At 68.2% G+C, this 20,505-nt stretch carries 16 protein-coding genes; 10 read left to right on the top strand and 6 right to left on the bottom strand.

Annotation, left to right across the window (positions count from 1 at the left end; all coding sequences use genetic code 11):
• Positions 1-57: 57 nt before the first annotated feature.
• The 4 genes from glcE (at position 58) to proC (ending at position 4,078) form a co-directional block, all read left to right on the top strand.
• A complete protein-coding gene (glcE, locus tag WS54_RS16440; protein ID WP_059779250.1) occupies positions 58-1,146 on the top strand; it encodes a glycolate oxidase subunit GlcE in 1,089 nt (362 codons plus the stop codon).
• A gap of 7 nt (positions 1,147-1,153) precedes the next feature.
• On the top strand, positions 1,154-2,380 hold the full coding sequence (glcF, locus tag WS54_RS16435) for a glycolate oxidase subunit GlcF (RefSeq protein ID WP_034206459.1): 1,227 nt from the start codon (positions 1,154-1,156) through the stop codon (positions 2,378-2,380).
• Positions 2,381-2,513: 133 nt separating this feature from the next.
• A complete protein-coding gene (locus WS54_RS16430; RefSeq protein WP_034206458.1) occupies positions 2,514-3,212 on the top strand; it encodes a YggS family pyridoxal phosphate-dependent enzyme in 699 nt (232 codons plus the stop codon).
• Positions 3,213-3,265: 53 nt separating this feature from the next.
• Positions 3,266-4,078 (top strand): pyrroline-5-carboxylate reductase, encoded by an 813-nt coding sequence (proC, locus tag WS54_RS16425; RefSeq protein ID WP_059779248.1) that lies wholly within the window; start codon positions 3,266-3,268, stop codon positions 4,076-4,078.
• A gap of 108 nt (positions 4,079-4,186) precedes the next feature.
• Here the strand turns inward: proC and ubiA are convergent, their stop codons facing one another.
• From ubiA to recG, 6 genes are all read right to left on the bottom strand, one after another.
• Positions 4,187-5,050: a 4-hydroxybenzoate octaprenyltransferase gene (gene ubiA / locus WS54_RS16420; protein ID WP_034206456.1), complete on the bottom strand. Its 864-nt coding sequence runs from the start codon at positions 5,048-5,050 to the stop codon at positions 4,187-4,189.
• Positions 5,051-5,256: 206 nt separating this feature from the next.
• Positions 5,257-5,745 (bottom strand): non-specific DNA-binding protein DpsA, encoded by a 489-nt coding sequence (gene dpsA / locus WS54_RS16415; RefSeq protein ID WP_034206455.1) that lies wholly within the window; start codon positions 5,743-5,745, stop codon positions 5,257-5,259.
• A gap of 120 nt (positions 5,746-5,865) precedes the next feature.
• Positions 5,866-6,036: a hypothetical protein gene (locus tag WS54_RS33985; protein WP_179948997.1), complete on the bottom strand. Its 171-nt coding sequence runs from the start codon at positions 6,034-6,036 to the stop codon at positions 5,866-5,868.
• A gap of 111 nt (positions 6,037-6,147) precedes the next feature.
• Positions 6,148-8,334, bottom strand: a complete 2,187-nt coding sequence (katG, locus tag WS54_RS16410; protein ID WP_059779246.1) for a catalase/peroxidase HPI — start codon at positions 8,332-8,334, stop codon at positions 6,148-6,150.
• Between the two features lie 623 nt (positions 8,335-8,957).
• Entirely contained in the window at positions 8,958-9,917 is a 960-nt protein-coding gene (locus tag WS54_RS16405) for a LysR substrate-binding domain-containing protein (protein WP_006754461.1), read from the bottom strand.
• A gap of 126 nt (positions 9,918-10,043) precedes the next feature.
• The gene (gene recG / locus WS54_RS16400) at positions 10,044-12,392 is read right to left on the bottom strand and encodes an ATP-dependent DNA helicase RecG (RefSeq protein WP_059779244.1); all 2,349 of its coding nucleotides are present in this window, start codon (positions 12,390-12,392) and stop codon (positions 10,044-10,046) included.
• Between the two features lie 167 nt (positions 12,393-12,559).
• On the opposite strand from recG, the gene queA reads away from it, so the two are divergent.
• The 6 genes from queA (at position 12,560) to WS54_RS16370 (ending at position 20,490) form a co-directional block, all read left to right on the top strand.
• Entirely contained in the window at positions 12,560-13,627 is a 1,068-nt protein-coding gene (queA, locus tag WS54_RS16395; protein ID WP_059779242.1) for a tRNA preQ1(34) S-adenosylmethionine ribosyltransferase-isomerase QueA, read from the top strand.
• 181 nt (positions 13,628-13,808) lie between these two features.
• The gene (gene tgt / locus WS54_RS16390) at positions 13,809-15,008 is read left to right on the top strand and encodes a tRNA guanosine(34) transglycosylase Tgt (protein ID WP_059779240.1); all 1,200 of its coding nucleotides are present in this window, start codon (positions 13,809-13,811) and stop codon (positions 15,006-15,008) included.
• 255 nt (positions 15,009-15,263) lie between these two features.
• Entirely contained in the window at positions 15,264-15,587 is a 324-nt protein-coding gene (gene yajC, locus WS54_RS16385) for a preprotein translocase subunit YajC (RefSeq protein WP_006476868.1), read from the top strand.
• A 106-nt stretch (positions 15,588-15,693) separates the two neighbouring features.
• Positions 15,694-17,724: a protein translocase subunit SecD gene (secD, locus tag WS54_RS16380; protein WP_059779238.1), complete on the top strand. Its 2,031-nt coding sequence runs from the start codon at positions 15,694-15,696 to the stop codon at positions 17,722-17,724.
• Positions 17,725-17,742: 18 nt separating this feature from the next.
• Positions 17,743-18,693, top strand: a complete 951-nt coding sequence (gene secF / locus WS54_RS16375; RefSeq protein WP_034206449.1) for a protein translocase subunit SecF — start codon at positions 17,743-17,745, stop codon at positions 18,691-18,693.
• A 207-nt stretch (positions 18,694-18,900) separates the two neighbouring features.
• Entirely contained in the window at positions 18,901-20,490 is a 1,590-nt protein-coding gene (locus WS54_RS16370) for a S41 family peptidase (RefSeq protein ID WP_179955217.1), read from the top strand.
• Positions 20,491-20,505 lie beyond the last annotated feature (15 nt).

The following is a 20,505-nucleotide window of genomic DNA, read 5'->3' as shown; positions in this document are numbered from 1 at the left end:
GGAATCGCGCCACCCCGGTACAATCGACCGGACAACGAGACGAGAAAGCAACGGAACATGGAAGAGGACGACATCGTCGCCGGATGGGCCGAGCGCATCCGCGCCGCCAGTGCCGACGGCCGGCCGCTGCGGATCCGCGGCGGCGGCACCAAGGACTGGTACGGCCAGGCGCTCGAGGGCGAAATACTCGACACGCGCGCGTTTCAAGGCGTCGTGTCGTACGACCCGGCCGAACTCGTCGTCACGGTCCGCGCAGGCACGCCGCTCGCGCAACTTGAAACCGTCCTCGCCGAGCACGGCCAGATGCTGCCGTTCGAGCCGCCGCACTTCGGCCGTTCGGCCACCGTCGGCGGCTGCGTCGCGGCCGGCCTCGCGGGCCCGCGCCGCGCCACCTGCGGCGCACCGCGCGATTTCGTGCTCGGCACCACGCTGATGAACGGTCGCGGCGAAACGCTGCGCTTCGGCGGGCAGGTCGTGAAGAACGTCGCCGGCTACGACGTGTCACGGCTGATGGCCGGCGCGCTCGGCACGCTCGGGCTCATGCTCGACCTGTCGATCAAGGTGCTGCCGATGCCTGTCGCCGAAGTCACGCTCAAATTCGAGATGACCGCGACCGACGCGGTGCGCAAGCTCAACGAATGGGGCGGCCATCCGCTGCCGGTCAGCGCGAGCGCGTGGCGCAACGGCACGCTCGTGCTGCGCCTGTCGGGCGCGGAAGCCGCCGTGAAATCCGCGAAAACGCTGCTCGGCGGCGAAGTCGTCGACGCGGTCGAGGCCGAGCGCTTCTGGTCCGGCCTGCGCGAGCATACCGATCCGTTCTTCAACGGCATCCCGCCCGGCTACGCGCTGTGGCGCCTGTCGCTGCCGTCGATCACCGAACCGATGCATCTGCCCGGCACGCAGTTGATGGAATGGGGCGGCGCGCAGCGCTGGTGGATCACCGACGCCGACGCGCAAACCGTGCGCATGAGCGCGAAGCAGGCCGGCGGCCATGCGACGCTGTTCCGCGCGGGCGACACCTACGACCGCAGTGCGGGCGTGTTCACACCGCTGCCCGCGCCGATGATGAAGATCCACCGCGGGCTGAAGAGCGCGTTCGATCCCGCGCGCATCTTCAATCGCGGCCGGCTGTACCCGGAACTTTGAGGGCAGGATGCAAACGAACCTCGCCGATTTCATCCGCAATACGCCCGACGGCGACGAGGCCGACGCGATCCTGCGCAAGTGCGTGCACTGCGGGTTCTGCACCGCGACCTGCCCGACCTATCAACTGCTCGGCGACGAACTCGACGGCCCGCGCGGACGCATCTACCTGATCAAGCAGATGGTCGAAGGCGCGCCCGTCACGCGCAGCACGCAGCAGCACCTCGACCGCTGCCTCACCTGCCGCAGCTGCGAGACGACCTGCCCGTCCGGCGTCCAGTACGGCCGGCTCGTCGAGATCGGCCGCAAGCACGTGGAGGCGCAGGTGGAACGCCCCGCGCAGCAGCGGCTCATGCGCCGCGTGCTCGCGAGCGTCGTGCCGAACGCCGCGCTGTTCTCTCCGGCGATGCGGCTCGGCCAGCACGTGCGGCCGCTGCTGCCGAAGCGGCTACGCGACAAGGTGCCGCCGCGCACGCGGCTGCTCGAATGGCCGCACCGCACGCATACGCGCAAGATGCTGATGCTCGGCGGCTGCGTGCAGCCGTCGATGCTGCCGAACATCAACATCGCGACCGCACGCGTGCTCGACGCGCTCGGCATCGAGACGGTCGTCTCGCCTGACGCGGGCTGCTGCGGCGCGATCCGCCTGCATCTGAACTATCACGACGAAGCGCTCGACGACGCGCGCCGCAACATCGACGCGTGGTGGCCCCACGTCGAACAGGGCGCCGAGGCGATCGTGATGAATGCATCGGGCTGCGGCGCGACGGTGCTCGAATACGCGCACCTGCTGCGCGACGATCCGGCCTATGCGGAGAAAGCGCAACGCATCGTGTCGCTGACGCGCGACATCTCCGACGTGCTGCTCGCGTTCGAGGCCGAACTCGCGACGATCGCCCGGCGCCGCGCGATCCATACGGTCGCGTACCACCCGCCGTGCACGCTGCAGCACGGGCAGCAGTCGCGCGGCAAGGTCGAGCGCCTGCTCGAGACGCTCGGCATCGACGTGCGGCTGCCGGCCGACAGCCATCTGTGCTGCGGCTCGGCCGGCACCTACTCGCTGACGCAGCCGTCGCTGTCGTACCGGTTGCGCAAGCAGAAGCTGCTGAAGCTGCAGGCGCTCGAACCGCAGATGATCGTATCCGGCAACATCGGCTGCATCGCGCATCTGCAAAGCGGCACGCAGGTGCCGGTCGCCCACTGGATCCAGCTCGTCGAGCACTTGCTGTACGGCTAGGCTAGCGCCCGTTCACGCATGACGGGCAGGCGCGCGGCGTCCGTATAATGAGCGGATCGATGCGCCGCGGATCGCTGCGCATCGGCTTCATGCCCGTTTCCGCGCTGCTTGCGTGCCTGCTTCCGTGCCCGTCATGTCCGATCTCGCCGCCCGTCTCGACTCCGTTCACCGCCGCATCGCCGACGCCGCCCGCGCGGCCGGCCGCGATCCCGCCACCGTATCGCTGCTCGCCGTGTCGAAGACGTTTCCGGCCGACGACGTGCGCGCCGCGCATGCAGCCGGGCAGCGCGCCTTCGGCGAGAACTACGTGCAGGAGTCGATCGACAAGATCGACGCGCTCGCCGACCTGCGCGCGAGCCTCGAATGGCATTTCATCGGGCCGCTGCAATCGAACAAGACGCGCCCCGTCGCCGAGCGCTTCGACTGGGTCCATTCGGTCGACCGGCTGAAGATCGCGCAGCGCCTGTCGGAACAACGCCCCGCGCACCTGCCGCCGCTCAACGTATGCGTGCAGGTGAACATCAGCGGCGAGGCGTCGAAGAGCGGCGTCGCGCCGGCCGACGTGGCCGAGGTCGCGCGGGCGGTCGCCGCGCTGCCGTCGCTGCGGCTGCGCGGCCTGATGGCGATTCCCGAGCCGGCCGCCGACACCGACGCGCAGCGCGCGCCGCACCGCGCGCTGCGCGCGTTGTTCGACGCGTTGCGCGCCGACGGCCTGCCGCTCGACACGCTGTCGATGGGCATGTCCGCCGATCTCGACGCGGCCGTGCTCGAAGGCGCGACGATCGTGCGCGTCGGCACCGCGATCTTCGGCGCGCGCGACTACTCGCGCTGAACGCCGCGTTCTTTTCCGCCTTTCCGTTCACTCACTCGCTCATTCCCGACATCATGAAAATCGCATTCATCGGCGGCGGCAACATGGCCGCGGCCCTGATCGGCGGCCTGATCAAGCGCGGCGTCGCCGCGGACGGCCTGTATGCCGTCGACATCAACGAAGACGTCCGCGCGCGCGCCGCGCAGCAATTCGGCGTGCGCACCGGCGCGGCCGTCGACGCAACGCTCGCCGATTACGACGCGATCGTGCTCGCGGTGAAGCCGCAGGTGCTGAAGGACGTCGCGCAGGCGCTCGCGCCGCACCTGAAGTCGCAGCTCGTGATCAGCATCGCGGCCGGCATCCGCGGCACGGATCTCGCCCGCTGGCTCGGCGGCTACGCGCGCGTCGTGCGCACGATGCCGAACACGCCGGCGCTGGTCGGCATGGGCGTGACCGGCCTGGCCGCGCTGCCGGGCGTCGACGCGGCAGGCCGCGAACTCGCGTCGAGCGTGCTCGGCGCGGTCGGCGAGATCGTGTGGTTCGACGACGAATCGCAGCTCGACGCGGTCACGGCGATTTCGGGCAGCGGCCCCGCATACGTGTTCTATTTCATCGAAGCGCTGCAGGAAGCCGCGCGCCGTCTCGGCATGAACGACGAACAGGGCCGCGCGCTCGCGGTCGCGACGTTCGCGGGCGCCGCGCAACTGGCCGCGCAATCGGGCGAGCCGGCGAGCGTGCTGCGCGAACGCGTGACGTCGAAGGGCGGCACGACGGCCGCCGCGCTCGCGGCGTTCGACGCGCAGGGCGTGAAGGAAGCGATCGTGCGCGGCGCGCTCGCAGCCGACGCGCGCGCGAAGGAAATGGGCGACGAGCTCGGCCGCGCGTAAGCGCGACAACGGCGCCGGTTTGGCCGGCGCCGGACGTAAAAAAAGCGACCGTCGGGTCGCTTTTTTCGTTGGCGCCGCCCGCAAAGGCGCGATATGTCGGGGTGTCGTTCAGCGAGCGGCCAGCAGGTAATGCGCGGCGATGCCCGCGAACAGCACGCCGCCGAGCCAGTTGTTGTGGCGGAACGCCGCGAAGCACGGCATCCGTTCGCGACCCTTGATCAGCGTGTAGTGATACAGCGCGCAGCCGAGCGCCGCCGCCCAGCCGGCCCAGTATGCGAGGCCGAAGCCGAGCGTCACGCCGATCCACACGTAGATGCCGAGCGTCACCGCGTAGCACGCCATCACGGCCGCGACGTCGAAGCGGCCGAACGTCAGCGCGGACGTGCGGATGCCGATCTTGATGTCGTCGTCGCGATCGACCATCGCATATTCGGTGTCGTACGCGACCGACCAGAAGATGTTCGCGACCAGCATCACCCACGCCAGCATCGGCACCGTGTCCTGCACGGCCGCGAACGCCATCGGGATGCCGAAGCCGAACGCGATGCCGAGATACGCCTGCGGAATCGCGAAGAAGCGCTTCATGAACGGATAGGAGCCGGCGACGAACAGTGCGACGACCGACAATTCTTTCGTCAGCGTATTGAGCGGCAGGATCAGCAGGAACGCGACGAACGACAGCCCGACCGCGATCGCGACGGCCTCCCATGCGCGGATCTTGCCCGACGTCAGCGGCCGGTCGGCCGTGCGCTTCACGTGGCGGTCGAAATCGCGGTCGGCGTAATCGTTGATCGCGCAGCCGGCCGAGCGCATCAGCAGCGTGCCGAGCGTGAAGATCACGAGCAGCGGCCAGCGCGGCTTACCGTCCGATGCGATCCACAGCGCGTTGAGCGTCGGCCACAGCAGCAGCAGGCTGCCGATCGGCTTGTCCATCCGGACGAGCCGCAGATACAGGGGAAAGCGGGCAAGCATGGCGAAGCACCAGGAAGAGAATCCCGGCATTTTAGAGCCGAGCGGCGCTGCGCGTCATGTCGGCGCGACCCGCGGCCCACGGTCGCGGCGGGCGGGCCGGCCGCCGCGGCCCGCTGCGCACGGCCGCGCGGCGGCGGACATCGATCCAGGGACAGATTCGGCGCCGGCCTGCCCGGGCCCGGCCCGACGCACCAGCGGCTTCGGGCTCACGCGAGCAGCGACCGCAGCATCCATGCGGTCTTTTCGTGCGTCTGCAAGCGCTGCGTGAGCAAGTCGGCGGTCGGCTCGTCGCTCGCCGCGTCGGCGATCGGGAAGATTTCGCGCGCGGTGCGCACGACCGTCTCGTGCCCTTCGACGAGTTGGCGGATCATCTCCTCGGCGGCCGGCACGCCCTTCGCTTCCGGCACCGACGACAGTTTCGCGAAATCGCCGAACGTGCCGGGCGCGACGACGCCCAGCGTGCGAATGCGCTCGGCGACGGAGTCGACCGCGAGCCATAGTTCGTTGTACTGCTCCTCGAACATCAGGTGCAGCGTGTTGAACATCGGTCCGGTCACGTTCCAGTGGAAATTGTGGGTCTTCAGGTACAGCGAAAACGTATCGGCGAGCAGGCGCGACAGGCCCTCCGCGATGTTCTTGCGGTCCTTGTCGCTGATGCCGATGTTGATCTGCGTGGCGTTGCCTTTCTTGGCCATCTTCGGGACTCCTCATTCGAAATGTCGAACCGGCGAAAATGCATCGGGCAATCCGCATGCCGCATCGCGCGGCATCCGTTCGCGACTCGCCAGTCTAGCGTCGCGAATCCGTTGCCGCCCTCAACCGCCGGCGGCCGACACGACCGGCGCGAGCGCGTGCAGCGCCTGCGAGGCCAGCTCCGCCGCTCCGCCGACGACGATCGCGAAGCCGACGACGTAGCGCGCCAGCTCCACCGGCGATCGCAGAATGGGCAACGCGGCCGCGCGCATGTCGAGCATCATTTGCGTCATGGTCGTCACTCCTTTGACAAGACATCGTTCAGGGAAGAAACGGCCGGTCGCCGGACCGGCCGTTTCACGTTACTGCATGACTGCATCACCGCTATCGGGATGCGGCCGGGTTCATGCGAGGTCGAAGCGGTCGAGGTTCATCACCTTGTTCCAGGCCGCGACGAAATCGCGCACGAACTTCTCCTTCGCATCCGCGCTGCCGTACACCTCGGCCAGCGCACGCAGTTGCGCATGCGAACCGAAGATCAGGTCGACGCGCGTGCCCGTCCACTTGAGCTCGCCCGTCGCGCGATCGCGCCCTTCGAACACGTCGTTCGCGGCCGACACCGGCTTCCATTCCGTGCCCATGTCGAGCAGGTTCACGAAGAAGTCGTTCGTCAGCGTTTCCGGACGATCGGTGAACACGCCATGCTTCGCATCGCCGGCATTCGCACCGAGCACGCGCAGGCCGCCGACGAGCACCGTCATCTCCGGTGCGCTCAGCGTCAGCAACTGGGCCTTGTCGACCAGCAGCGCCTCGGCCGGCGTCTTGTACGCGTGCTTCAGGAAGTTGCGGAAACCGTCGGCGAGCGGCTCGAGCACGGCCATCGCGTCGACGTCGGTTTCTTCCTGCGAGGCGTCCATCCGGCCCGGTGCGAACGGCACGGTGACCGCGATACCCGCGTTCTTCGCGGCCTGCTCGACGCCCGCCGCACCGGCCAGCACGATCAGGTCGGCCAGCGACACTTTCTTGCCGTCCGTCTGCGCATCGTTGAACGCCTTCTGCACGCCTTCGAGCGTTTCGAGCACCGCCGCGAGTTCGGCCGGGCGGTTCACTTCCCAGTCCTTCTGCGGCGCGAGGCGGATGCGCGCACCGTTCGCGCCGCCGCGCTTGTCCGAGCCGCGGAACGTCGACGCGGACGCCCAGGCGGTCGACACGAGCTGCGACACCGACAGGCCCGTCGCCAGCACCTTCGCCTTCAGCGCGGCGACGTCGGCGGCGTCGATCAGCGGGTGATCGACGGCCGGGATCGGGTCCTGCCACAGCAGGTGTTCCGCCGGTACTTCCGGGCCGAGATAACGGGCGCGCGGCCCCATGTCGCGGTGCGTGAGCTTGAACCACGCGCGTGCGAACGCGTCGGCGAATTCGTCCGGGTTCTCGTAGAAGCGGCGCGAGATCTTTTCGTAGGCCGGGTCGAAACGCAGCGACAGGTCGGTCGTCAGCATCGTCGGACGATGCTTCTTCGATGCGTCGTACGCGTCCGGAATGATCTCGTCCGCATCCTTCGCGACCCACTGGTGCGCGCCCGCCGGGCTCTTCGTGAGCTCCCACTCGTAGCTGAACAGGTGCTTGAAGAAGTCGTTGCTCCACTTCGTCGGCGTCGACGTCCACGTGACTTCGAGACCGCTCGTGATCGTGTCCTTGCCCTTGCCCGTGCCGAACGTGCTCTTCCAGCCGAGGCCCTGCTGCTCGAGGCCCGCGGCTTCCGGCTCGGGACCGACGTTCGAGGCCGGGCCGGCGCCGTGCGTCTTGCCGAACGTGTGGCCGCCCGCGATCAGCGCGACCGTTTCCTCGTCGTTCATCGCCATCCGCGCGAACGTCTCGCGGATGTCGTGCGCGGCGGCGACCGGGTCGGGGTTGCCGTCCGGGCCTTCCGGGTTCACGTAGATCAGACCCATCTGCACCGCGGCGAGCGGGCTTTCGAGCTCGCGCTTGCCCGTGTAGCGGCTGTTCGGGCCGCCGCTCAGTTCCAGCCAGATCTTTTCCGAGCCCCAGTAGACGTCGTCCGGTTCCCACGTATCGACGCGGCCGCCGGCATAGCCGAACGTCTTGAAGCCCATCGATTCGAGCGCGACGTTGCCGGTCAGGATCAGCAGGTCGGCCCACGAGATGTTGCGGCCGTACTTCTGCTTGATCGGCCACAGCAGGCGGCGCGCCTTGTCGAGGCTCACGTTGTCCGGCCAGCTGTTGAGCGGCGCGAAGCGCTGCTGCCCGCCGCCCGCGCCGCCGCGGCCGTCGGCCGTGCGGTACGTGCCGGCGCTATGCCATGCCATGCGCACGAACAGGCCGCCGTAGTGGCCGAAGTCGGCCGGCCACCAGTCCTGCGACGTCGTCATCAGCGCGTGCAGGTCCTGCTTCACCGCGGCGAGATCCAGCTTCTTGAACGCCTCGGCGTAGTCGAAATCCGCGTCCATCGGATCGGACAGCGCCGAATGCCGATGCAGGACGTTCAGGTTCAGCTGATTCGGCCACCAGTCCTTGTTCGTCGTGCCGCTGCCTGCGGTGTGGTTGAACGGGCACTTCGTTTCGTTCGACATGCTTTTTTCTCCTTCACTGGCTCGTAGGCCCCCACGTGCCGGGCGCGGTTCGTGGAGCGTTGCGGGGGGTAAGAAACGGAACAGGCGGGTCCTCCTGTCGTACTACGGGATGTCGTGCGCGGCCCTGGACACGCGTTCCCGTTGCCGTGCGCCGCAGGCGGGGCACTCGGGGAAGCGGCTGCCGGTAGCCGTCGTACCGGCGACGCGGGCGGTTTTTCGGATATCGGACATGCGATGCTCCCTCAAGGCTCGACGGCAGGTGATTCGGGGGAACACTGGACCGGCGTGCGGCGGCACTCATCCGCCATACACACGGTCCGCCAGGTACGCGAACGCAATCGGGCGCAGGCCGCGAATCGCCGCCCTGGCGCGATGTACGACCGTGTCGCGCGACGGGATGTTCCGCTGCGCGTGCTTCAATACCGACCGCATCATGACATCCTCCTTTGACGCTTGCATCCAACGTGCATCTCGCCCATCGGCTCGACATCAATCCATGTAGAGGATTCTATCTATATCTATCAATTATTTGAATTTGATAAATTTCATCTATACGATAGGGAAAAATAAACGGGGTCACACGACCCCGTTCATCACGCTGCCACAGACGCCTCGTCGGCACGTCAGTTCATCGTGGCCGGCATGTCGAGCTTCGCGACGCCCGGCAGCTCGCATGCGGCAATCGCGTCGCTGATCGCGTCGATCGCCGGCATCCGCGTGAAGCTCTTGCGCCACACGAGCACCACGCGGCGGTCGGGCACCGGTTCGTTGAACGGCACGTACGACAGCAGCTCGGCATCGGGGCCGTTCGCGCGCGGGCCGATCTCGGCGACCGACATCCGCGGCAGCACGGTGATGCCGACGCCGCTCGCGACCATGTGGCGAATGGTTTCGAGCGACGAGCCCTCGAACGTCTTCTGGATGCCGTCGGCCGTCTGCGAGAAGCGCATCAGTTCCGGACACACCCCGAGCACGTGATCGCGGAAGCAGTGGCCGTTGCCGAGCAGCAGCATGGTTTCCTGCTTCAGATCCTCGGCGTCGATTTCGTCGCGCTTCTCCCACGGATGGCCGGCCGGCAGCGCGACGACGAACGGCTCGTCGTACAGCGGCCGCACCATCAGGCCGGTTTCGGGGAACGGCAGCGCCATGATCGCGGCGTCGATCTCGCCCTGCTTCAGCAGTTCGAGCAACTTCAGCGTGTAGTTCTCCTGCAGCATCAGCGGCATCTGCGGGACACGCTGGATCATCTGCTTGACGAGCGTCGGCAGCAGGTACGGCCCGATCGTGTAGATCACGCCGAGGCGGAACGGGCCGACGAGCGGGTCCTTGCCCTGCTTCGCGATCTCCTTGATCGCGAACGTCTGCTCGAGCACGCGCTGCGCCTGGGTGACGATCTGGTCGCCGATCGGCGTCACGCTCACTTCGCTCGCGCCGCGCTCGAAAATCTGCACGTTGAGCTCGTCTTCGAGCTTCTTGATCGCCACCGACAGGGTCGGCTGGCTCACGAAGCACGCTTCGGCCGCGCGACCGAAATGCCGCTCGCGCGCGACCGCGACGATGTACTTCAATTCAGTCAGGGTCATTGTGGGTCAATCAGAGATATACAGGCGATAGGTTTAATTTATACACCCTCTGACCCAGGTTCGCCAAGTTTCTCTGCATCGCGATGCGTCGAGTGGCGGCCTCCGATCCGGCCCCAAGCCGGTCGATCAGGCCTTCAGGTACTGCTCGCGCGCGCCGAGCCAGCGCGCGAGATGCTGCGTGACGACCTCCGGATACGCGGCAATCAGCCGCGCCGCGGCCTCGCGGGCAGGATCGATCAGCCAGCCGTCGGTCTCGAGGTTCGCAAAGCGCAGCATCGCCGCACCCGACTGGCGCGCGCCGAGGAATTCGCCGGGGCCGCGGATTTCGAGGTCGCGCCGCGCGATCTCGAAACCGTCGGTCGTCTCGCGCATCGTCTTCAGCCGCTCGCGGCCGGCGATCGACAGCGGTCCGGTGTACAGCAGCACGCACACCGACGCCGCGGTGCCGCGCCCGACGCGGCCGCGCAACTGGTGCAGCTGCGCGAGGCCGAACCGCTCCGCGTGCTCGATCACCATCAGCGACGCGTTCGGCACGTCGACGCCGACTTCGATCACGGTCGTCGCGACCAGCAACTGCACTTCGTTGCGCGTGAACGCTTCCATCACGGCCGCCTTGTCGGCCGGCGACAGGCGGCCGTGCACGAGGCCGACCTTCAACTCGGGAAGCGCCGCGGCCAGCGTCTCGTAGGTTTCGACGGCCGTCTGCAACTGCAGCGTCTCGCTCTCCTCGATCAGCGGGCACACCCAATACACCTGGCGCCCGGTCAGCGCGGCCTCGCGCACGCGGGCGATCACTTCCTCGCGCCGCGCGTCGCCGACGAGGCGCGTCAGCACGGGCGTGCGGCCGGGCGGCAACTCGTCGATCGTCGATACCTCGAGGTCCGCGTAGTACGTCATCGCGAGCGTGCGCGGAATCGGCGTGGCCGACATCATCAGTTGGTGCGGCTGAAAGTCGCGCGCGCCGTTGGCGGCATTCGCGGCCTTCGCGCGCAACGCGAGACGCTGCTCGACGCCGAAGCGGTGCTGCTCGTCGACGATCACGAGGCCGAGCCGCGCGAATTCGACCGTGTCCTGGATGATCGCGTGCGTGCCGATCACGAGCTGCGCGGTGCCGAGCGCGGCGGCCTCGATCGCCGCGCGTTTCTCCTTCGCCTTCAGGCTGCCCGCGAGCCATGCGACCGTGACGCCGAGCGGCTCGAGCCATGCGCGCAGCTTGCGCGCGTGCTGTTCCGCGAGGATTTCGGTCGGCGCCATCAGCGCGGCCTGGTAGCCGGCGTCGATCGCCTGCGTGGCGGCCAGCGCCGCGACGACCGTCTTGCCGCTGCCGACGTCGCCCTGCAGCAGGCGCTGCATCGGGTGCGGGAGCGTGAGGTCGTGCGCGATCTCGTCGACGACGCGCGCCTGCGCGCCGGTCAACGTGAACGGCAGCGCCGCGTAAAGGCGCGTGGTCAACGCATCGGTATCGGTCGCGGCGCGGCGCGGCATCGCGGGCGCGGCGCGGGTGCGGCGCTCCTCGTGCGCCCGCTTGAGCGACAGTTGCTGCGCGAGCAGCTCCTCGAACTTGATGCGCGTCCATGCCGGATGCGAGCCGTCCATCAGCGCGGCTTCGTCGGAATCGACGCCCGGGTGGTGCAGGATCCGCACGGCCTGCGCGAGCGTCGGCACGCCGAGCGGCTTCAGGTAGTCGCGCTCGATCTCGGGCGGCAGCAGCTCGGGCAGCGGCGTGCGCTCGACCGCGTTCTCGATCGCCTTGCGCAGATACGCCTGCGACACGCCGGCCGTGCTCGGGTAGACGGGTGTGAGCACCTGCGGCAGCGGCGCATCGGCTTCGACGACGCGCACGGCCGGATGCACCATCTCCATTCCGAAGAAGCCGCCGCGCACGTCGCCGCGCACGCGCAGCCGCTGGCCGACGGCCATCTGCTTGACCTGCGAGCCATAGAAATTCAGGAACCGCAGCACGAGTTGCTCGCCGTCGTCGTCCTGGATCTTCACGACGAGCTGGCGGCGCGGCCGGTACGCGACCTCGTTGTCGAACACGACGCCTTCGGTCTGCGCGATGCCGCCCGGCAGCAGTTCGCCGATCGGTGTGAGCGTGGTTTCGTCCTCGTAGCGCATCGGCAGATGCAGCACGAGATCGATCGAGCGCGTGAGGCCGAGCTTCGCGAGCTTGTCGGCGGTTTTCACGGGTTTGTCCGCGGCCGGTTTCTTCTTGCGCTTCGTGCCGGGTGCGCCGGGTGCGCCCGCTTCCGCCGCTTCGTCGCCGTCCGCGCCGGGTTCGACGCCGGGCGCGGCCGCGGCCGGCTGCGCGAGCCGCCCGTCGGCGCCGCGCTTCGGGCCCGCGCGACGCGATGCCGCGCCACGCGGCGCGGCGCGCTCGCCCGCGGCTTGCGCGGGCGGCACGGCATCGTCCGCGTCGAACGGATCGGCGGAATCGGCAACGGCGGCGGAGGAGCGGCGGGGTGATACGGGCATCGGATCGTCTGGGTGCTTCGCAAGGCAAGTACAATAGCGGCTTTCACGTCGTCCGAACGAACGGCGCCGGCCAGGCCGCGCATCCCGCCATCATAGCGGCTCGCGCGCGCCGTTTACGCGTTTCCGCCCTGTCGGCGGCGCCCGCCGGCCGTTTCGAACCAGCCCGCATGTTCACGCTTTCCGATTTCGATTTCAATCTGCCGCCCGAGCTGATTGCACAGACCGCGCTGCCCGATCGCACCGCGAGCCGCCTGCTCGAGGTCGACGGCACCGCCGAGCCCGCACGCCTCGTCGACCGCCGTTTCGCCGAGCTGCCGTCGTGCATCGCGCCGGGCGACCTGCTCGTGTTCAACGATACCAAGGTGCTGAAGGCGCGGTTCTTCGGCCAGAAGGCCAGCGGCGGCAAGATCGAGGTGCTGATCGAGCGCGTGACGGGCACGCACACGGCGCTCGCGCAGATCCGCGCGAGCAAGTCGCCGGGCGCCGGCACGACGCTGCGCCTGGCCGATGCGTTCGACGTGACGGTCGGCGAGCGCGTCGAGCCGTTCTTCACGCTGCACTTCCCCGCGCCGTGCCTCGAGCTGATTGAGCAGTACGGCCGCCTGCCGCTGCCGCCCTACATCGAGCACGATCCCGACGCGACCGACGAAACGCGCTACCAGACCGTCTACGCGAGCAACCCGGGCGCGGTCGCGGCGCCGACGGCCGGGCTGCACTTCGACCAGACGCTGCTGGAGAAGCTCGACGCGATGGGCGTCGAGCGCGCGACGCTGACGCTGCACGTCGGCGCCGGCACGTTCCAGCCGGTGCGCGTCGAGAACATCGCCGAGCACAAGATGCACAGCGAGTGGTACGACCTGCCGCAGTCGCTCGTCGACAGGATCGCCGCGACCCGCGCCCGCGGCGGCAACGTGATCGCGGTGGGCACGACGTCGATGCGCGCGCTCGAAGCCGCCGCGCGTTCGGCCGACGAAGCCGGCCGCCCGCTCGCGGCGACGCAGGCCGAGACCGACATCTTCATCACGCCCGGCTACCGTTTCCGCGTCGTCGACCGGCTCGTCACGAACTTCCACCTGCCGAAGTCGACGCTGCTGATGCTGGTGTCCGCGTTCGCGGGCGTCGAGACGATCCGCGCCGCGTACCGGCACGCGATCGAAGAACGCTACCGCTTCTTCAGCTACGGCGACGCGATGCTGCTCACGCGACGCGACACGCCGGAGGCGCCGCGCGCGTAAAGCACGGCGGGCGCGACGGCCCGCGCACCACGCACCGCGCGGCCGCCGTTGCATCGCGACGCCCGTATTCCCGCTGCGCGCGCTACGCTTTTGCGCGCACCCGCTTTTCCCCGCCGCCGGTTTCCCGGCGGCGTTACCAACATGCGCCGGACTGTTTTCCGGTGGCAAGGAGAATGACGCGATGACCGAAGGTTCATCCCACGATACGCCCGCTGATACGCACGCCCCCGTGCAGGACCGCCCGGCGAACGGGCTCGAATTCGAACTGCTGACGACCGACGGCCACGCGCGCCGCGGCCGCGTGAAGCTCAACCACGGCACGGTCGAGACGCCGATCTTCATGCCGGTCGGCACGTACGGCACCGTGAAGGCGATCCAGCCGCGCGAACTGCACGAAATCAAGGCCCAGATCATCCTCGGCAACACGTTCCACCTGTGGCTGCGCCCGGGCCTCGACACGATCGACGCGCACGGCGGCCTGCACGGCTTCATGGGCTGGAACAAGCCGATCCTGACCGACTCGGGCGGCTTCCAGGTGTTCTCGCTCGGCGACCTGCGCAAGATCACCGAGGACGGCGTCACGTTCGCGTCGCCGATCAACGGCGACAAGCTGTTCCTGTCGCCGGAAGTGTCGATGCAGATCCAGAAGGTGCTGAACTCGGACATCGTGATGCAGTTCGACGAATGCACGCCGTACGCGACCAACGGCGTGCCGACGACGCACAAGGAAGCGGCCGACTCGATGCGCATGTCGCTGCGCTGGGCGAAGCGCTCGCTCGACGAATTCGACCGGCTCGGCAATCCGAACGCGCTGTTCGGGATCGTGCAGGGCGGGATGTTCGAGGACTTGCGCGACGAATCGCTCGCGGGCCTGTCCGAACTCGGCTTCCACGGCCTCGCGATCGGCGGGCTGTCGGTCGGCGAGCCGAAGGAGGACATGATGCGCGTGCTGCGCCACGTCGGCCCGAAGCTGCCGGCGAACAAGCCGCACTACCTGATGGGGGTCGGCACGCCGGAGGATCTCGTCGAAGGCGTCGCGAACGGCGTCGACATGTTCGACTGCGTGATGCCGACCCGCAACGCGCGCAACGGCTGGCTCTTCACCCGCTTCGGCGACGTGAAGATCCGCAACGCGACGCACAAGAATTCGCTGAAGCCGCTCGACGCGAGCTGCACGTGCTACACGTGCCAGAATTTCTCGCGCGGCTACCTGCATCACCTGCACCGGGTCGGCGAAATCCTCGGCGCGCAGCTCAACACGATCCACAACCTGCACTACTACCTGCAGCTGATGAGCGAGATCCGCGAAGCGATCGAGACCCACACGTTCGACGCGTTCCGGCAGCGCTTCGCGGAGGATCGCGCGAGAGGAGTCGACTGACTGGCCGGCGGGCGGCCCCTGTAGGACACGACCTGAAAGAAAACGATATCCAATAGGACACGCACTAAAAAACCCCGGCCCGCCCGCCGAACCGAGCCATCAAACATTACAATTGCCTTTCCAAGCAAGCCGCAACGGTATCGGTTCGCGCTTTAACAGCTTGATCCGAAAGCGCATTTGCCGCGCCGTTTGCGCATGGGGCCGGTGGTAGAATAACCGGCTTATTTTTCGATCTTCCCCTACGGAGAGACCAACGTGCCGTTCATTTCCAATGCCTTCGCGCAAGGTGCCGGTGGCGCCGAATCGAGCCTGATGAGCTTCCTGCCGCTCATCCTGATGTTCGCGGTGCTGTACTTCATCATGATCCGTCCGCAGATGAAGCGCCAGAAGGAACACCGCAACATGCTCGCGGCCATGGCGAAGGGCGACGAAGTCGTCACGAGCGGCGGCCTCGTCGGCAAGGTGACGAAGGTCACCGAAGGCTACATCGGCGTCGAAATCGCCGAAGGCACCGAAATCACCGTGCAGAAGGCTGCCGTCACGACCATTCTGCCGAAGGGCACGATCAAGTCGCTGTAAGGCTTATACCGAGCGTCCGGCTCCCCGCGCCGTGCCCGCCTGAGAGCGCGGGCCGCCGCGGCGCCGGACGCGACGCTTTCACGCCAACCACCCGTTCGGCCCCCTCATGAATCGTTATCCACTCTGGAAATATGTCGTGATGGTCGTGGCGCTCGCCATCGGCCTTCTGTACACATTGCCCAACTTCTTCGGCGAAGCGCCGGCGGTGCAGGTGTCGAGCGGCAAGGCCACGGTCAAGCTCGACTCGGCCACGCTGACCCAGGTCGAATCGGCGCTCGCGTCCGCGCAGATCGCGCCGGACGACGTCACCTTCGAGAACACGGCGACCAACGCGAACATCCGCGTGCGCCTGAAGGACACCGATACGCAGCTGCGCGTCAAGGACCTGCTGCAGAAGTCGCTGAACGCCGACCCGAACGATCCGCAGTACGTCGTCGCACTGAACCTGCAGAGCGCGTCGCCGCGCTGGCTGACCGCCCTGCACGCGCTGCCGATGTATCTCGGCCTCGACCTGCGCGGCGGTGTGCACTTCCTGCTCCAGGTCGACATGACGGGCGCGCTCACGAAGAAGCTCGACTCCGACGCGTCCGACGCGCGCACGCTGCTGCGCGACAAGAACATCCGCGACGGCGGCGTGAGCCGCGTCGAGCAGTCCGTGGTCGTCAACTTCAGCGATGCGCAGACGGCGGAAGACGCCCGCAAGGTGCTCGCCGCGTCGATCACCGAGCTGCAATGGGCGACGCAGCCCGGCGGCGGCGGCACGCAGGTGGTCGGCACCTTCACGCCGGCCGTGCAGAAGTCCGTGGAAGACGCCGCGCTCAAGCAGAACCTGACCACCCTCCACAACCGCGTGAACGAACTCGGCGTGTCCGAGCCGATCCTGCAGCAGCAAGGCAGCGACCGCATCGTCGTCGAACTGCCGGGCGTGCAGGACACCGCGAAGGCGAAGGACATCATCGGCCGCACCGCGACGCTCGAGGCGCGCCTCGCCGACCCGATCAACACGCACCCGAACCCGAACGACCCCGTGCCGCCGGGTGAGGAACTGTTCACGCAGGGCAACCAGGCGCCCGTGCTGCTGAAGAAGGACGTGATCTTCACCGGCGACCGCATCATCGACGCGTCGGCCGGCTTCGACGATCACCAGCGTCCGTCGGTCAACATCCGCCTCGATTCGGCGGGCGGCCGTGCGGTGCGCGCCGTGTCGCGCGAGAACATCGGCAAGCCGATGGCGATGGTGCTGTTCGAGAAGGGCAAGGGCGAAGTGCTGACGGTCGCGACGATCCAGTCCGAACTCGGCGACCGCTTCCAGATCACGGGCCAGCCGACGCCGCAGGCCGCGGCCGACCTCGCGCTGCTGCTGCGCGCCGGTTCGCTCGCCGCGCCGATGGACATCATCGAGGAACGCACGATCGGCCCGAGCCTCGGCGCCGACAACATCAAGATGGGCATCCACTCGGTGATCTGGGGCTTCTGCGCGATCGCCGTATTCATGGTCGCGTACTACATGCTGTTCGGCGTGGTGTCGGTGATCGGCCTGTCGGTGAACCTGTTGCTGCTCGTCGCCGTGCTGTCGCTGATGCAGGCGACGCTGACGCTGCCGGGCATCGCGGCCATCGCGCTCGCCCTCGGCATGGCAATCGACTCGAACGTGCTGATCAACGAGCGCGTGCGCGAGGAACTGCGCGCCGGCCAGCCGCCGCAGCTCGCGATCCAGGCCGGCTACGCGCACGCGTGGGCGACGATTCTCGACTCGAACGTCACGACGCTGATCGCCGGCCTCGCGCTGCTCGCGTTCGGCTCGGGCCCGGTTCGCGCGTTCGCGATCGTGCACTGCCTCGGCATTCTGACGTCGATGTTCTCCGCGGTGTTCTTCTCGCGCGGGATCGTCAACCTCTGGTACGGCGGCCGCAAGAAGCTGAAGTCGCTCGCGATCGGCCAGGTGTGGAAGCCGGAAGGCGCCGCGGCGGGTGCCGCCGGCGCGTCGTTCGACGCGGCCGACGAATCGACCGACACTGCCCGCGCCGCGAAGCTCGCCGCCCCGGCGAAGGGCAACGCGCCGCGCGCCGGCAAGCCGCAGTTGCGCAACCGCGCGCAGCAAGGCGTGTCGCCGAAGAAACCGGGCTCGACCCAATAAGGCGCCGGAGACGAAGCCATGGAATTTTTCCGCATCCGTAAAGACATTCCGTTCATGCGGCACGCGCTGGTGTTCAACGTGATCTCGCTGGTCACGTTCCTCGCCGCCGTGTTCTTCTTGTTCCACCGCGGGCTGCACCTGTCCGTCGAATTCACCGGCGGCACGGTGATCGAGGTCCAGTACCAGCAGGCCGCGCAGCTCGAACCCGTGCGCGCGACGCTCGGCAAGCTCGGCTATGCCGATGCGCAGGTGCAGAACTTCGGCACGTCGCGCAACGTGCTGATCCGCCTGCAACTGAAGGAAGGCCTCACGTCCGCGCAGCAGAGCGACCAGGTGATGGGCGCGCTGAAGGCGCAGAGCCCGGACGTGACGCTGCAGCGCGTCGAGTTCGTCGGCCCGCAAGTCGGCCGCGAGCTCGCGACCGACGGTCTGCTCGCGCTCGCGTGCGTCGTGATCGGCATCGTGATCTACCTGTCGTTCCGCTTCGAATGGAAGTACGCGGTGGCCGGCATCATCGCCAACCTGCACGACGTCGTGATCATTCTCGGCTTCTTCGCGTTCTTCCAGTGGGAGTTCTCGCTGGCGGTGCTCGCGGCGATCCTCGCGGTGCTCGGCTACTCGGTCAACGAGTCGGTCGTCATCTTCGACCGGATCCGCGAAACGTTCCGCCGCGAACGCAAGATGAGCGTGCAGGAAGTGATCAACCACGCGATCACGACCACGATGTCGCGCACGATCATCACGCACACGTCGACGGAAATGATGGTGCTGTCGATGTTCTTCTTCGGCGGTCCGACGCTGCACTACTTCGCGCTCGCGCTGACGGTCGGCATCATGTTCGGCATCTACTCGTCGGTGTTCGTCGCGGGTTCGCTCGCGATGTGGCTCGGCATCAAGCGCGAAGACCTGATCAAGGAAAAGAAGGCCGCGCACGATCCGGACGATCCGAACGCCGGCGCGCAGGTCTGAGCGCTACGCCGTTTCGGCTTCGAAAAGCCGGCCCGTTTGGGCCGGTTTTTTTATGTGCGGGGCCACCGCGGTACGGCAGGCGGCCGGCGCGGTCGCGAGGGTCGGCTACAATCGTCACCGCCCTGCCCCGTCGCGTGCCGGTTGCCTTCGCGCACCCGACACGCGCCTCGCCACCCGTCTGAACGTGCGGTCCCGATGATGCCTCCCATGCGTGTCGTTCGTCGCCTCGCCGTCTGCGCAGCCGTCGCGACCGCGTGCCCGTATGCGCCGCTCGCCGGTGCGCAACCGGCATCCGCGCCGCCCGCCGCTTCACCCTCCGCCGCTTCACCCTCCGCCGCTTCACCCTCCGCCGCTTCGCTGCCTGCCGCTTCACCCGCCGCCGCTTCCGCGCCCGCCGCCCAACCGCCGTCGCCCTGCCCGCCCGACTGGGAGCCGCAGCTCTGCGAACTGAAAGCGGCGGTCGAAGTGCTGAAGAAACAGCACCTGACCGACGTCGATATCGGCGCGCTGCTCGACGCCGCGACCCACGAAGGCATCAAGACGCTGCCGTACGCACGCTTCTTCAACGCGAAGGAAGAGCAGGAACGGCGCGACGACGAACGGCGCGCGCGCGACGGCACGCCGGGCATCGGCATCGTGTTCGAGACGCGGCCCGACGGGCTGCACATCATCGACGTGATTCCCGATGCGCCGGCCGAAAAAGCCGGCGTGCGGCCCGACGATCTCGTCGTCGCGATGAACGACCGAAGCGTCGTCGGCATCGACGGCAGCGAGTTGATGAAGCTCGCGAAGGGCGACGCGGGCGTGCCGCTGAAGCTCACCGTGCAGCGCGGCCCGAAGCATGCGGTGCTGAGCTTCGCGCCCGTGCGCACGATCGTCAAACCGCATCCGGCGACCGCGAAGCGGCTCGACGGCGACATCCTCTACACGCGGCTGTCGAGCTTTCCGGAGCCGGCGGTCGGCGACTATATCGACGCGGTGCAGGCCGCGCGCCGCACGGGACCGCCGCCGAAGGGCGTGATCCTCGACCTGCGCATCAACGGCGGCGGCGCGCTCAATGCGGCGATCGGCATCACCGCGCTGTTCGCGGGACGCGACCGCACCGCGATGGTGACGGTCGAGCGCGGCGACACGCACCGCCGCCGCTACACGACCAACTGGCCCGACTACCAACTGCCCGTCATGCACGGGCAGGACCCGCTCGCGCCGCTGCAGGCCGACGACTGGTGGCGCACGGTGCCGCTCGTGGTGCTGGTCGACGGGCAGAGCGCGTCGGCGGCCGAAGCGACCGCGGCCGCGCTGAAGGATCTCGGCCGCGCGAAACTGCTCGGCATGCCGACCTACGGGAAAGGGCTCGCGCAGACGGGCGTCGACCTGATCGACGGCACGCGTCTCAATTTCACGTTCGCGCGCAACCTGCGGCCGAACGGCTGCCCGATGGACGGCTATGGCGTCGTGCCGGACTGGCTCGTGCCGCCGCGCGTCGATTCGGACGTCGACGGCGTGCTGCTGTGGTACCGGGAAGTCGATCTTCCGCGCGCACCGTACGCGGACCGCCAGGCGCCCGATCCGTTCGCGAAGGTGCGCAAGGATCGGCAGAAGCTGCGCGAGCGGCGCGCATTCGCGAAGATCGATACGGCGAGGAGCGCGGCGCTGCCGCAGCGCGCGTTCGGCACGGCCGCGGACTGGCAGCTCCGACAGGCGCTCGCCGCGCTCGCGGGGCGCCCGGTCCGGAGCGTCGACGCGCCGCCGCAACTGATGCCGGCGCAACCGGTGTGCGAGCGCGGCGGCAACTGACGCGCCGTCCGCCCC

The sequence above is a fragment of the Burkholderia sp. NRF60-BP8 genome, from assembly GCF_001522585.2.
Classification (GTDB): Bacteria; Pseudomonadota; Gammaproteobacteria; order Burkholderiales; family Burkholderiaceae; genus Burkholderia.
This window is presented reverse-complemented; position numbering and strand designations above follow the sequence as displayed.

What these genes read in the sequence shown, in the direction of transcription:
- glcE (WP_059779250.1), top strand. Translation starts at nt 58, where the DNA reads ATGGAAGAGGACGACATCGTCGCCGGATGGGCCGAGCGCATCCGCGCC.
- glcF (WP_034206459.1), top strand. Translation starts at nt 1,154, where the DNA reads ATGCAAACGAACCTCGCCGATTTCATCCGCAATACGCCCGACGGCGAC.
- WS54_RS16430 (WP_034206458.1), top strand. Translation starts at nt 2,514, where the DNA reads ATGTCCGATCTCGCCGCCCGTCTCGACTCCGTTCACCGCCGCATCGCC.
- proC (WP_059779248.1), top strand. Translation starts at nt 3,266, where the DNA reads ATGAAAATCGCATTCATCGGCGGCGGCAACATGGCCGCGGCCCTGATC.
- ubiA (WP_034206456.1), bottom strand. Translation starts at nt 5,050, where the DNA reads ATGCTTGCCCGCTTTCCCCTGTATCTGCGGCTCGTCCGGATGGACAAG.
- dpsA (WP_034206455.1), bottom strand. Translation starts at nt 5,745, where the DNA reads ATGGCCAAGAAAGGCAACGCCACGCAGATCAACATCGGCATCAGCGAC.
- WS54_RS33985 (WP_179948997.1), bottom strand. Translation starts at nt 6,036, where the DNA reads ATGACGCAAATGATGCTCGACATGCGCGCGGCCGCGTTGCCCATTCTG.
- katG (WP_059779246.1), bottom strand. Translation starts at nt 8,334, where the DNA reads ATGTCGAACGAAACGAAGTGCCCGTTCAACCACACCGCAGGCAGCGGC.
- WS54_RS16405 (WP_006754461.1), bottom strand. Translation starts at nt 9,917, where the DNA reads ATGACCCTGACTGAATTGAAGTACATCGTCGCGGTCGCGCGCGAGCGG.
- recG (WP_059779244.1), bottom strand. Translation starts at nt 12,392, where the DNA reads ATGCCCGTATCACCCCGCCGCTCCTCCGCCGCCGTTGCCGATTCCGCC.
- queA (WP_059779242.1), top strand. Translation starts at nt 12,560, where the DNA reads ATGTTCACGCTTTCCGATTTCGATTTCAATCTGCCGCCCGAGCTGATT.
- tgt (WP_059779240.1), top strand. Translation starts at nt 13,809, where the DNA reads ATGACCGAAGGTTCATCCCACGATACGCCCGCTGATACGCACGCCCCC.
- secD (WP_059779238.1), top strand. Translation starts at nt 15,694, where the DNA reads ATGAATCGTTATCCACTCTGGAAATATGTCGTGATGGTCGTGGCGCTC.
- secF (WP_034206449.1), top strand. Translation starts at nt 17,743, where the DNA reads ATGGAATTTTTCCGCATCCGTAAAGACATTCCGTTCATGCGGCACGCG.
- WS54_RS16370 (WP_179955217.1), top strand. Translation starts at nt 18,901, where the DNA reads ATGCGTGTCGTTCGTCGCCTCGCCGTCTGCGCAGCCGTCGCGACCGCG.